The 12,266-nt window shown below is 42.7% G+C and carries 13 protein-coding genes; 2 read left to right on the top strand and 11 right to left on the bottom strand.

Annotation, left to right across the window (positions count from 1 at the left end; all coding sequences use genetic code 11):
* Positions 1-16: 16 nt before the first annotated feature.
* The 9 genes from ACHBHN_RS05285 to ACHBHN_RS05245 form a co-directional block, all read right to left on the bottom strand.
* Complete coding sequence (locus tag ACHBHN_RS05285; protein ID WP_125265830.1) at positions 17-550, bottom strand: dihydrofolate reductase family protein; 534 nt, start codon at positions 548-550, stop codon at positions 17-19.
* 57 nt (positions 551-607) lie between these two features.
* The gene (locus ACHBHN_RS05280) at positions 608-1,561 is read right to left on the bottom strand and encodes an ABC transporter permease (RefSeq protein ID WP_105122587.1); all 954 of its coding nucleotides are present in this window, start codon (positions 1,559-1,561) and stop codon (positions 608-610) included.
* A gap of 1 nt (position 1,562) precedes the next feature.
* The gene (locus tag ACHBHN_RS05275; protein WP_105110900.1) at positions 1,563-2,624 is read right to left on the bottom strand and encodes an ABC transporter permease; all 1,062 of its coding nucleotides are present in this window, start codon (positions 2,622-2,624) and stop codon (positions 1,563-1,565) included.
* Positions 2,617-4,152: an ABC transporter ATP-binding protein gene (locus tag ACHBHN_RS05270; RefSeq protein WP_394733753.1), complete on the bottom strand. Its 1,536-nt coding sequence runs from the start codon at positions 4,150-4,152 to the stop codon at positions 2,617-2,619. The genes ACHBHN_RS05275 and ACHBHN_RS05270 overlap by 8 nt, the downstream gene beginning before the upstream one ends.
* Positions 4,153-4,325: 173 nt before the next feature.
* On the bottom strand, positions 4,326-5,396 hold the full coding sequence (locus tag ACHBHN_RS05265; protein WP_105110902.1) for a BMP family protein: 1,071 nt from the start codon (positions 5,394-5,396) through the stop codon (positions 4,326-4,328).
* Positions 5,397-5,474: 78 nt separating this feature from the next.
* The gene (locus ACHBHN_RS05260; protein WP_105122586.1) at positions 5,475-5,864 is read right to left on the bottom strand and encodes a cytidine deaminase; all 390 of its coding nucleotides are present in this window, start codon (positions 5,862-5,864) and stop codon (positions 5,475-5,477) included.
* Positions 5,851-6,513: a deoxyribose-phosphate aldolase gene (deoC, locus tag ACHBHN_RS05255; protein ID WP_105110904.1), complete on the bottom strand. Its 663-nt coding sequence runs from the start codon at positions 6,511-6,513 to the stop codon at positions 5,851-5,853. The genes ACHBHN_RS05260 and deoC overlap by 14 nt, the downstream gene beginning before the upstream one ends.
* Before the next feature lie 16 nt (positions 6,514-6,529).
* Positions 6,530-7,807 (bottom strand): pyrimidine-nucleoside phosphorylase, encoded by a 1,278-nt coding sequence (locus tag ACHBHN_RS05250; RefSeq protein WP_257117886.1) that lies wholly within the window; start codon positions 7,805-7,807, stop codon positions 6,530-6,532.
* Complete coding sequence (locus ACHBHN_RS05245; protein WP_394733752.1) at positions 7,804-8,394, bottom strand: class I SAM-dependent methyltransferase; 591 nt, start codon at positions 8,392-8,394, stop codon at positions 7,804-7,806. The genes ACHBHN_RS05250 and ACHBHN_RS05245 overlap by 4 nt, the downstream gene beginning before the upstream one ends.
* Before the next feature lie 108 nt (positions 8,395-8,502).
* Here ACHBHN_RS05245 and coaA point away from each other — a divergent pair, with 108 nt between their 5' ends.
* Both coaA and rpsT read left to right on the top strand, forming a co-directional pair.
* Entirely contained in the window at positions 8,503-9,423 is a 921-nt protein-coding gene (gene coaA, locus ACHBHN_RS05240) for a type I pantothenate kinase (protein WP_172063177.1), read from the top strand.
* 58 nt (positions 9,424-9,481) lie between these two features.
* A complete protein-coding gene (gene rpsT, locus ACHBHN_RS05235; protein WP_170239180.1) occupies positions 9,482-9,730 on the top strand; it encodes a 30S ribosomal protein S20 in 249 nt (82 codons plus the stop codon).
* A 61-nt stretch (positions 9,731-9,791) separates the two neighbouring features.
* On the opposite strand, the gene ACHBHN_RS05230 is transcribed toward rpsT, so the two are convergent.
* Both ACHBHN_RS05230 and ACHBHN_RS05225 read right to left on the bottom strand, forming a co-directional pair.
* Entirely contained in the window at positions 9,792-11,150 is a 1,359-nt protein-coding gene (locus tag ACHBHN_RS05230) for a sensor histidine kinase (RefSeq protein WP_394733751.1), read from the bottom strand.
* A complete protein-coding gene (locus ACHBHN_RS05225) occupies positions 11,140-11,814 on the bottom strand; it encodes a response regulator transcription factor (protein WP_105110909.1) in 675 nt (224 codons plus the stop codon). Before ACHBHN_RS05225 ends, ACHBHN_RS05230 begins: the two co-directional genes overlap by 11 nt.
* Positions 11,815-12,266 lie beyond the last annotated feature (452 nt).

Raw genomic sequence — 12,266 nt, 5'->3', positions numbered from 1 at the left:
TGATTTAGCTCATCTTTTATTTATCTCGCACGTCATAACGCAACATGGCAATCCCGTCTGTAACCGTTGACTCCACCAAGGTCAGCTTCTGCTCCTCTGGCAGTTTGTCAAAAAGGGAAATCCCTTCTCCCAGGATTGTCGGAATAATCCCGATAATAAAATGATCAATCAATCTTTCCTTAAGACAAATTTGAACGAGTTGAGCGCCACCAAACAACCAGATATCTGAACCATCTTCTCCTTTCAACTTTTTGATTACATCAACAATATTTGAAACAAAGCGGACATTGTCATAGCTGGGCTGTTGATGGCGACTAGCAATGATAAACTCCTTCTCCTCATATCCGGCAATCATTTCCAGAGGACAATCTTCTAGTGATTTTCTGCCCATGATAACCGTATCACACGATTTGAAAAAAGCTTCATTATCAAACTGCAGGCTCGTATCATATTCAGTTGTTCCATGCCCTTGTATCCAATCGTAAGAACCATCCGTTCTGGCGATGTGGCCGTCTAAACTCATGGCAATATTTAGTACTAACCGACGCATAAATCTCCTTTCAAAAGGCAGAACCCTCAACAAATGATGAGGGTTCTTGTTGTATAGCTATTTTGATTTGATATAGTTGATACCGTCGGCTTTTGGTGCCACAGCTTTACCAAAGAAGGCAGACAGGGCAATAACGGTAATCAAGTAAGGTGCAATTTGCAGGTAAACGGTCGGAATATCTTTCAAGCCTGGCAACTGGCTACCGATAACCGCCAAACTTTGTGACAAACCAAAGAAGAGACTGGCTAACATAGCACCAAGCGGATTCCATTTACCAAAGATAACAGCGGCCAGGGCAATGAAACCTGAACCAACAATGGTTGTCGCTGAAAAGTTGATGTTTACCGATTGAGCACTTACTGCTCCTCCAACACCGCCAAGGAAACCGGCAATCAATACACCAGCGTAACGCATAGCATAAACGTTAATACCCAGTGTATCAGCCGCTTGTGGGTGCTCACCAACTGAACGGAGACGCAAACCGAATTTCGTTTTATACAGGACAAACCAAGATAGGAAGGCTGTTGCAATCGCGACATAGCCCATCAAACTGGTGTTCTTGAAGAAGAGGTCCCCCAAGACCGGAATATCTGCCAACACTGGGAAAGAGAATTTACCAAATGATTGACGAATACTATCTGTCTGACCTTTATTGTAAATAACCTTAACCAGGAAGACACCGAGAGCTGGTGCTAAGAGGTTGAGTACCGTACCTGACACGACGTGGTCCGCGCGGAAGTTAATGGTCGCCATGGCATGGATTGCTGCAAAGACAACTCCAGCCAAACCACCAACAATCACTGCTAATAGTGGGGTAGCTTTACCAAAGGTCTCAGCAAATTCAATATTGAAGACAACTCCAGCAAAGGCACCAATAACCATGATCCCTTCCAGACCGACGTTGACAATACCACCACGCTCAGAGAACACACCACCTAGACTGGTGAAAATCAATGGCGCTGAATAAATCAGCATTTGCGAAATGAGTAGCGTTAAAATAGTCAAGTTCATCTTATTTTACCCCTTTCGCTTTCTTTTTTGAGTTGAGTAACTGCTCAAAGATAAATTTCACACCGATGAAGAAGATGATAGACGCTGTTACAACGTTGATCAATTCTGGTGGAATCTGAGCACGAACCATACCTGGAGCACCTACAGATAGGGCACCGAAGAGGAAGGCCGCAAATGGAATACCAAGCGGTGAGTTAGTTGCTAGAAGAGCAACAGACATACCGTTGAAACCAATATCCAGGTTACCACTTTGAATATAGACATTCTGGAAGGTACCCAAACCTTGGATAGCTCCACCCAGGCCAGCAAGTGCTCCTGAAATAATCATAGACAAGATGATAGTCCGTTTTGCCGACATACCTGCATAATCAGACGCTGTCGGGTTGATACCAACCGAACGGATTTCAAAACCAAGTGTCGTCTTGGTCAAGAGGAACCAGATAACAATAACAGCGATAATGGCAAAGAAGATACCGATATTCATACGCGAATTGTCTGTCAAAGCCCGCAACCACTCTGTTTGATAGGAAGCATTGGCCGAAACGTTGATAGACGAGTCCGTATTTTTCATCAAATCATCTGAGAAAATATCACGGATAATGTAGTTCCCAGAATAGAGTAAGATGTAGTTCATCATGATGGTCACGATGACCTCACTGGTTCCCAGATAGGCACGGAGAACACCAGGAATGGCTCCAGCAATACCACCAGCTAACATAGCAATGATTACCGTTGCCAAAATCAAGACTGGACGAGGTAAATCTGGATTAGCCAAGGCAAACCACCCTGCAAAAATCCAGCCTACATAAGCTTGACCTGACAAACCGACGTTGAAGAAACCAGCACGACTCGCCACCGCAAAACCAAGGGCAGTGAAAATCAGCGGTGCCATAGCGCGGAAAATTTCACCGACAGACTTGATAGTACCGAAGGCTGAGTAGAACAATTCCTCATAGCCCCAGATTGGGTCATAGCCAAAAATCAACATGACAATTGATCCCAATACAAGACCGCTCACAACAGCAAGTAAAGGAAGGATCAGATTTTGATATTTCTTAAGCATGTTCTTCTCCTTTCTCAATGTGACCACCTGCCATCAACACACCGAGCTCTTGCTTGTTGGTCTTAGCAGGGTCAACGATACCATGGATGACACCATCATGGATAACTGCAATACGGTCTGAAACATCCAAGATTTCATCCAATTCAAAGCTGACAACCAAAACAGCTTTCCCTTTATCACGCTCGGCAATGAGACGCTTACGGATGTATTCAATGGCACCAACGTCCAAACCACGGGTCGGTTGGCTAACAATCAAGAGATCGGGATTACGGTCCACTTCACGAGCGATAATAGCTTTCTGCTGGTTACCACCAGAAAGTGCCTTGGCAGGAACCAATTCACTGGCACCGCGAACATCGAATTCTTGCATCAATTGACGGGCTTTTTCATTGATAACGTTGTAGTTCAAAATACCATTCTTAGAAACTGGTTCTTTGTAGTAGGTCTGTAGAGAAATATTTTCGGCTACCGTCATTGGAAGGACCAAACCATCGCGGTGACGGTCTTCTGGTACGTGGCTGACCTGCATCTCTGTAATCTTACGAGGGGTCTTACCAACCACTTCTTCACCCTTAATCTTGATAGAACCAGATTTGACCTTACGGAGACCTGAAATGGCCTGAATGAGCTCACTCTGACCATTTCCATCGATACCTGCGATACCGACGACTTCGCCAGCACGGACTTCCAAATTCAAGCCCTTAACAGCTGGAATTCCACGGTTTTCATTAACAACCAAATCCTTAATAGACAAAATGACTTCTTTTGGATTGGCAGGAATTTTCTCTGTTTTAAAGGAAACAGAACGGCCTACCATCCACTCAGCTAAGTCTTGGTTGGTTGCATCTCCGACAGGAACTGTCTCGATTGATTTACCACGACGGATAACCGTTACCGTATCAGCAACCGCACGAATCTCATCCAGCTTATGGGTAATCAAGATGATGGATTTGCCTTCTGAAACCAGGGTCTTCATAATCTTCAAGAGCTCTGCAATTTCCGCGGGAGTCAAAACAGCCGTAGGTTCGTCGAAAATGAGCAAGTCAGCTCCGCGATAGAGAGTTTTCAAGATTTCAACACGCTGTTGAGCACCGACCGAAATATCCGCAACCTTGGCAGTTGGGTCAACTTCCAAACCATATTTCTGGGAAAGCTCTTTAATCTCAACAATAGCCTTCTTGAGGTCAATCACACCGCCCTTGGTTGTCTCACTACCGAGGATAATATTTTCCGCAACTGTAAAGGCATCCACCAACATAAAGTGCTGGTGAACCATCCCGATACCCAAGTGGGCTGCCCTAGAAGGTGAATCAATGTTAACTGGTTGACCATTGATAACAATTTCACCGCTAGTCGGTTCCAAGAGACCAGCCAGCATGTTCATCAATGTTGATTTACCGGCACCATTCTCACCGAGCAGGGCATGGATTTCACCACGTCTGACATTCAAATTGATGTGGTCATTCGCAACAAACTCACCAAAAATTTTGGTGATTTCACGCATCTCAATGACATAATCCTTAGTCATAATCTATTTCCTTTCTGACTACAATCGCTAAACGAAAAATCGTTTTCACATAACTATTGTACCATTTTTGTCAGTAAAACCTACCACCATTTGATAGGCTTTACTGAGAAAAATCTCAGCTCCGAAAAGGGCGACCGATAGGCCGCCACTTCGGAAAACTAATGTTATTCAGCTTATTTTTCTGGTGTTTCTGGAACTTCAACTTTACCATCCAAGATTGCTTGTTTAGCGTCTGCGACAGCTTTAGAAGCATCTTCAGAAAGGTTTGTTTCAGCCAATTCTACACCTTTGTCAGCAAGTGAGAATTGAACAACTGTACCACCAGGGAATTCACCTTTAACTGCTTTTTCAGTGATGTCTTTAACTGAAGTACCAACTTCTTTGATGGTTGATGCCAATACGAAGTTAGATTCTTTACCGTCTTTAGAAGTGTAAACACCTTCAGCAGATTGGTCACGGTCAACACCGATTACCCAAACTTTATCTGCTTCATCACGAGTTTCGTTTTCAGCTTTAGCAGCAGCAAATACACCATTACCAGTACCACCAGATGCGTGGAAGATAATGTCTGCACCTGCAGCGTATTGAGCAGCAGCGATTGTTTGACCTTTTGCAGCATCACCGAATGAACCTGCATAATCGATTGTGATTTTGATGTCTGGGTTTACAGACTTAGCACCAGCTACGAAACCAGCTTCAAAGCGGTCGATAACGACACCTTCCATACCACCGATGAAACCAACGTGGTTTGTTTTAGTAGATTTAGCAGCTGCAACACCTGCCAAGTAAGAAGCTTGGTGGTCTGCAAATCCAACGCTGACTACGTTCTCTTGATCTGGAACAACTGAGTCAACGATTACAAAGTGAGTTTCTGGGTTATTTGGAGCCGCTTCAGCAATCGCAGTTTCCAAGGCGAAACCAATACCGAATACAAGGTTGTAACCACCAGCAACAGCTGAGTCAAGGTTTGTTACGTAGTCTGATTCACTTTGTGATTGAATATAGTCATAGCCGCTACCTTTTGACAAACCATTTTCGTCACCCCAAGCAGTCAAACCTTCCCAAGCTGACTGGTTAAATGAACGGTCATCAACACCACCGATGTCTGTTACGATCATTGGCTTAACTGATACTTCTGATGAGTCTGTTGATGCTGCTTCTTTGTTTGCAGTACGGCTTCCACAGGCAGCCAATGTAAGAGCTGCAACAGTAGCTAGACCAAATCCGACAAGTTTCTTGTTCATTTCTGAACCCTCCTAAAAAATTCTTTTTGCAACTTTCGTTGCGGCGATAATACTACAGTCTAACGACTGTCTTACAGACTAGTTTAGGTCTGTAAAAGAATATGGAAGTAATTCCCCGACTGTCATCTCGACTGTCGATAGATCTTTGGCAACAAGTGTCACCTTTAAATCCTTATCAAAAAATTCAGCCATGACCTGGCGACAAGCACCGCATGGTGAAACTGGTTTCTCTGTCTGACCATAAACAATCAGCTCAGAAAAATCCAAGACGCCCTCTGAAACAGCTTTGAAAATAGCTGTTCGTTCGCCACAGTTTGTCAAGCCAAAGCTGGCGTTTTCAATGTTAACACCCGTAAAGACTTGCCCATCCTTAGCAACCAAGACAGCTCCAATTGGAAAATGAGAATAGGGAACGTAGGCTTTCTTACTCACTTCCTCAGATAATTTTATCAACTCAGTAGTCGCCATCTGCTACAGCTCCGTTCATAATCGCTACACCTGAAGATGCACCAATACGGGTTGCACCAGCTTCGATAAAGGCAAGGGCATCCTCATAGGTACGCGCACCACCAGATGCTTTGACACCCATATCTGGTCCTACTGTTTGGCGCATCAAGGTAACATCAACCACTGTCGCACCACCTGTAGAAAATCCAGTAGAAGTCTTAACAAAATCAGCACCGGCCTCTTGAGACAATTGACAAGCCTTCACCTTTTCCTCATCGGTCAAAAGACAGGTTTCGATGATGACTTTAACCAATTTATCGCCACTGGCTTCCACAACCGCCTGTATATCTTCCAATACTAGGTCATAGTTCTGAGATTTGAGGGCACCAATATTGATGACCATATCAATCTCGTCTGCACCATTTGCAATCGCATCCTTGGTCTCAAAAGCCTTGACAGCTGGCGTGTTAGCTCCCAGAGGAAAACCAATCACTGTACAAACCTTGACCTCTGTTCCAGCTAACCCCTTTGCAGCGTAGGCAACCCAAGTTGGATTAACACAGACGCTAGCAAAGTCGTATTCTTTTGCCTCTTCAATAATCTTTGCAACCTGTTGCTCAGTTGATTCCGGTTTCAAAATGGTATGGTCGATATATTTATTTAATTTCATAAGTTTTCTCCGTACATTAAGAAATGATTTCAATGATTTCCTTCGTATTTACACTTACATCATCTATTTTAACATTTTTTTGGAAATTTGTAAGCATATTTTCCGAAATATTTTCATTTGCATAGATGGTTGCAATCGGCTGACCTTTTTCGACTGCATCCCCCACTTTTTTGTGGAAAACAATACCAGTCTCATAGTCCAGTTCATCTGTTTTTACCGCTCGACCTGCTCCTAGTTTCATGGCAAATAGACCAAATTCTAGAGCTGGCAAACCAACAATATAGCCATCTCGCTCTGCCAATACGTCCACCTTGTGGGAAACATCTGCCGGACGGTAGAGGTCTTCCAAATCGCCTCCTTGAGCCTGAACCATTTCCTCAAATTTCTTAAGGGCAGCTCCATTTTCAATATGCTGACGAACTTCCGCAACCGTCTTTTCAACATCAGCAAGTCCCAACATGATTTGAGCCAACTCACAGATAAACTCTGTCACGTCTTCCCTACCCTTGCCTTGTAAAATTTCCAAGGCCTCAAGGATTTCCAGGCGATTACCAATGCTGGTTCCCACCGGCTGAGACATATTTGTCAAAACTGCAATAGTCTTACGTCCGACAGCCTTACCAAGGTCCACCATGGTCTGAGCCAGCACACGCGCCTCTTCTACTGTCTTCATGAAGGCACCTTCGCCCACCGTGACATCAAGGAGAATGGCATCTGCACCAGCCGCAATCTTTTTAGACATAACCGAGCTTGCAATCAAGGGAATAATGTCCACCGTCGCTGTCACATCGCGCAGAGCATAGAGCAACTTATCAGCCTTGACCAAATTATCTGATTGGCCAATAACCGCAACTCCCGTCTCCTGAACCTGCTTGATAAAGTCTTCCTGAGTCACCTCAATCTGATACCCTTTAATGGACTCCAATTTGTCCAGAGTGCCACCTGTGTGACCCAAACCGCGTCCGCTCATCTTGGCAACTGGCACTTCAAAACTAGCTACCAAAGGAGCTAGAATCAAGGTTACCTTGTCACCCACACCACCAGTCGAGTGCTTGTCTACCTTGATACCAGGAATAGCAGATAAGTCAATCTGGTCACCTGATGCCACCATATTCATAGTTAAATCAGAAATCTCTCGCGTTGACATGCCTTTAAAGTAAATGGCCATCGCCAGGGCTGACATTTGGTAGTCAGGCACTGTTCCAGCCACGTAGCCCTCAATCAACCATTTAATTTCCTCAGAAGACAATTCCAAACCATCTCGTTTTTTCTGAATTAAATCAACTGCTCTCATTCTTTCACACTTTCGAGGATATAGTATCCTTTGTCTTTTTTGATAATCTCACAATTGCCATAGGTTTCTTCCATTATTGCTTTGGCACTTGGTGCGCCCTGTTTCTTTTGAATCACAATGGTCAAGGTTCCACCGTCCACTAAGTATGCATGGGCACCTGAAATGACTTCGTGCACCACCTCCTTGCCAGCACGGATAGGTGGGTTGGAGATAATATAATCAAAATTTCCGCTGACATTTTCATAGATATTGGACTGGAAGATAGTTGCTGGAACACCGTTTTTCTCAGCATTTTTTTCAGCCAACTCAAGCGCTCTGCTATTGATATCAATCAAGGTCACATCAACATTAAAGACCTTTGCCAAGGTTAATCCAAGTGGACCATAGCCACAGCCAACATCCAAGAGGGTCTTCCCAGTTTCTAATTCCAGGGATTGTAAAAGCACCTGACTTCCATAATCAACCATTTTCTTACTAAATACACCTGCATCTGTCAAGAATGTCATGTAGGTATCTAATAAACGGACACGGAGTTCATGAATATCATGTGCTGTACTGGGATTTTTTTCGTAATACATCTCTGACATGTCTTTATTATAACATTTCCTAAAAACGTTTTCAAGAGGTTTTACTTACCTGAAAAGATATGTTAAAATAAATAACAAGAAATAATTACTAGATATGGAAAACAAAAAATGAAACATGAATTTTTAAATTTTGAAGAAATCGATCGCTCCACCTGGCAGCAACTTCACCGTAAAACCACCATCCCCTTGACTCAGAGTGAACTCAATTCCATCAAAAGTTTCAATGATAAGATCCAACTTCATGAGGTATCAGACGTCTACCTCCCCTTGGTCAACCTCATTCACATCTATCGCAAGGCCAGAAAAGATTTAACCTTTACAAAGAGTCTCTTCCTCCAGAAATCCATCAAGTCTCAACCATTTATCATCGGTATTTCCGGAAGTGTTGCTGTTGGTAAATCCACTACCAGTCGCTTGCTCCAGATTTTGATTGCCCGCACTTTCAAGCATTCAACTGTAGAACTGGTTACTACCGACGGTTTTCTTTACCCCAATGCTACCCTAGAGGAAATGAATCTATTGGACAAAAAAGGCTTTCCTGAGTCTTATGATATGGAAAAACTGATTGGATTCTTAGACAATATCAAAAATGGTATCAATTGTGAAATTCCTGTCTATTCTCACGAAACCTACGATATTGTCCCTGATAAAAGTCAAAAAATTCAGGTCCCTGATTTTCTAATTGTCGAGGGAATCAATGTCTTCCAGAACCCTCAAAACCAGCGACTCTATGTCAGCGATTATTTTGATGTGTCTATCTATGTGGATGCCGAGGTGGAGAATATCGAAACCTGGTACTTAGAACGCTTCCAAAAATTGCTGAAGCTTGCAAAAAATGACTCTAGCAACTACTACCATCGCTACACCCGGCTCACCTATCCAGAAATCATCGCAGTCGCTCAAAATACTTGGAAAAATATCAACCTTGCCAACCTCGAAAAATACATCGAGCCGACGCGCAATCGGGCGGATATTATCTTGCACAAGGCTGAAAACCATGAAATTGATAAAATTTATCTAAAAAAATAAATAACACTTGTCAAAACCAGTCTTTTCAGATATAATGGTATGGTTAGTACAAGAAAGGGTGGAGGTGAAACCATTGGCAAACATTAAGTCAGCTATCAAACGCGCTGAATTGAACGTTAAACAAAACGCTAAAAACTCAGCACAAAAATCAGCTATGCGTACTGCAATCAAAGCATTTGAAGCTAACCCATCTGAAGAGCTTTACCGCGCTGCTAGCTCAGCAATCGATAAGGCAGAAACTAAAGGTTTGATTCACAAAAACAAAGCAAGCCGCGACAAAGCACGTCTTGCAGCAAAACTTGCGTAATAAAATCGAAGTCGTCAAGACTTCTTTTTTTATTTTAAAAATAGGACTGGCGCTGCCAATCCTATCTCGGTATCTTGATTTCAAAAATAGTTCCTGTTGGCTGGTTATCACGAATTGAAATTTCCCCCTTCAAGGAATCACTAATCTGTTTAGCCAAGGACAAGCCGAGTCCAAAACCACCTTTTTGTCGCGTTCTAGCCTTATCTACCCGATAAAAACGATCGAAGACCTTGGTCTTATCATCCTGACTAATTCCTATTCCATTGTCCGCAACTGTAAAGTACGCAAATTTATCCTTTACTCTTGCCTGAATGCTAATTTGTCCATCGTCTCCTGTATATTTCAAGGCATTATCAAAAATAATAGTCAGGAGTTGTTTTAGCAGGGCCTTATCTGTCCGAATAGGCTGCTTAATATGATTCGTAACAAGTAAATCCTTGCCACTCTCTTCAGCGATAATGTTAAAATTGTCAAAGATTTCCTCGAGATATTGTGGATCCAAATCATCCATCACAATCTGGAAACCATCATCTCGCCGAGCCAGATTCAGCAAATTACTGGTTAAAATCCGCATGTTCCGCACTTCAGCAAGACTGGAGGCAATGCTTTCACTGGATTCAATGATGGTCGCATTGGGATGACGGAAGAGCCCCTCTAGGCGATTCTGTAGGACAGTCAGTGGTGTCCTGAGCTCATGACTAGCATTCTCCACAAAATCCTTCTGCTTTTGATAGCTTAACAAAATTGGCCGCATACTGAGTTGAGCTAAATAAAGACTGGCAAACAGCGAAATAAACCAGAAGGAGACCATGACAATTGCCACTGTTCGCTCATAGGTCTGAATAGACATTTTAATCTGACTGACATTGACACAGATAGTCGCGTATTTCAAGTCTAGCGACGAATATTTTTCCGTTACCTCACTCGGCAACTCCAGGGTGGTATAACGGAAATCATCATCACCAAATGGCCCTTCGACGCTGACTTCCTTTACATTTTTCAAACTTTCCTTATCAAAAGCCAATTCAGACAAACCACTGAAGACATCAGAATTGACTAGCTCACCCACAGAATTATACAAGAGTACGTGGAAATTGGTTCCCAAACGAATGGGCTCACCGGGACCACCATCAGTATCATCTGGGAGAGTATTTGCACTCGCATTACCTTGATTGCTCTCGTGCTGAAGAATAATTTCCGAATCTGGATTCAGCATCCTAGCTGCCGCAAAATTCAAAACCAAGTCAGGATGTTGCTTGATTTTGTCAAACTTGATATCTGTACTACGATACATGGTAGACCGCATCAGTTGAAAAATAATGGCCGTCATGAATATGAAAATCAGCGTAAATACGGCAAAATAGCGGATAAAGTAGGAAAAATTGTCCGACTTGGTGAGCTTTCTCATCTTATTGATCATTTTTCAAAATATACCCTACACTTCTCAAGGTCTGTAAGCGGTCTGCGAAAACCGTTCCCTTTAATTTCTTTCGGACTTTTGAAACATAGACCTCTACTACTGAGATGGTCGTATCGCTGTCAAAGCCCCAAATACGGTCAAAAATTTGAGTTTTAGGAAGAATAACGTTCTGGTTTTGCAAGAAATACACCAGTAAATCAAATTCTTTTCCTAGTAACTCAATTTCACTGCCGTCCACATAGGTCATATTGGTAGACAAATCAACAGTCACATTGCCAAATTCTAGCTGATTATCATTGAATTTACCAGCTCGCTTCAAAAGCGCCTGAATACGCATCTTCAACTCCTCTAGATAAAATGGCTTGGTCAGGTAATCATCCGCCCCCAATTCAAAACCGTGACCCTTATCATCCAAGCTTTCTTTAGCCGTCGTAATCAGGACCGGAGTAGAAATTCCTTTTTCGCGGATTTCTTTTAAGACCTGAAATCCATCCTTCTCTGGCAACATCAGATCTAAGAGAATCAGATCATAGACACCTGATTCTGCCTCATAGAGGCCCTCATCGCCATCAAAAACCTGCATAACATCAGCAAAATCATCTAGAAAGTCGAACACCGAATTAGATAGGCTTACATCGTCTTCAACAAGCAATATTTTAATCATATCTGTCTCCTTTTTTTACTCATTATAACATCTTCACATTCATATTTCTATTTAGAAAAAGCCAAACTAGCAACAATTCCTACTATTAAATGCAGCAGGTGCACGAATAGATGTTAGAACCTGTAGTCACAAGTGCGATACATTTCGATAAGGGATAGTTTCTTGCTAATAAAGGCTGCTTGAGATGGAATACTGACTGTATTTCGAGAAAAACTAGAACCTATAGTCGCAAAGGGGAAGTTTTCAGATTTGCTCTGATTTTTGTAGCAATCTAGGCAGAAATTTTTACAATACTCTAGTATTGCAAAAATTTCTAACGACGACTGAGCTAAAATCAGAGCTAAGATGAGAATTTAACCTGTGACTGTAGGTTCTACCAATGAGTGGCAGAAAAATATCCTTAGCTCAGGTTCTGAGCTGTGAAGGCAGGTTCTTATACTCCTAGCTTGACC

The sequence above is a fragment of the Streptococcus sp. A22 genome (assembly GCF_043674215.1).
In the GTDB taxonomy this organism is placed as follows: Bacteria; Bacillota; Bacilli; order Lactobacillales; family Streptococcaceae; genus Streptococcus; species Streptococcus suis_V.
This window is presented reverse-complemented; position numbering and strand designations above follow the sequence as displayed.

What these genes read in the sequence shown, in the direction of transcription:
- ACHBHN_RS05285 (WP_125265830.1), bottom strand. Translation starts at nt 550, where the DNA reads ATGCGTCGGTTAGTACTAAATATTGCCATGAGTTTAGACGGCCACATC.
- ACHBHN_RS05280 (WP_105122587.1), bottom strand. Translation starts at nt 1,561, where the DNA reads ATGAACTTGACTATTTTAACGCTACTCATTTCGCAAATGCTGATTTAT.
- ACHBHN_RS05275 (WP_105110900.1), bottom strand. Translation starts at nt 2,624, where the DNA reads ATGCTTAAGAAATATCAAAATCTGATCCTTCCTTTACTTGCTGTTGTG.
- ACHBHN_RS05270 (WP_394733753.1), bottom strand. Translation starts at nt 4,152, where the DNA reads ATGACTAAGGATTATGTCATTGAGATGCGTGAAATCACCAAAATTTTT.
- ACHBHN_RS05265 (WP_105110902.1), bottom strand. Translation starts at nt 5,396, where the DNA reads ATGAACAAGAAACTTGTCGGATTTGGTCTAGCTACTGTTGCAGCTCTT.
- ACHBHN_RS05260 (WP_105122586.1), bottom strand. Translation starts at nt 5,864, where the DNA reads ATGGCGACTACTGAGTTGATAAAATTATCTGAGGAAGTGAGTAAGAAA.
- deoC (WP_105110904.1), bottom strand. Translation starts at nt 6,513, where the DNA reads ATGAAATTAAATAAATATATCGACCATACCATTTTGAAACCGGAATCA.
- ACHBHN_RS05250 (WP_257117886.1), bottom strand. Translation starts at nt 7,807, where the DNA reads ATGAGAGCAGTTGATTTAATTCAGAAAAAACGAGATGGTTTGGAATTG.
- ACHBHN_RS05245 (WP_394733752.1), bottom strand. Translation starts at nt 8,394, where the DNA reads ATGTCAGAGATGTATTACGAAAAAAATCCCAGTACAGCACATGATATT.
- coaA (WP_172063177.1), top strand. Translation starts at nt 8,503, where the DNA reads ATGAAACATGAATTTTTAAATTTTGAAGAAATCGATCGCTCCACCTGG.
- ACHBHN_RS05230 (WP_394733751.1), bottom strand. Translation starts at nt 11,150, where the DNA reads ATGATCAATAAGATGAGAAAGCTCACCAAGTCGGACAATTTTTCCTAC.
- ACHBHN_RS05225 (WP_105110909.1), bottom strand. Translation starts at nt 11,814, where the DNA reads ATGATTAAAATATTGCTTGTTGAAGACGATGTAAGCCTATCTAATTCG.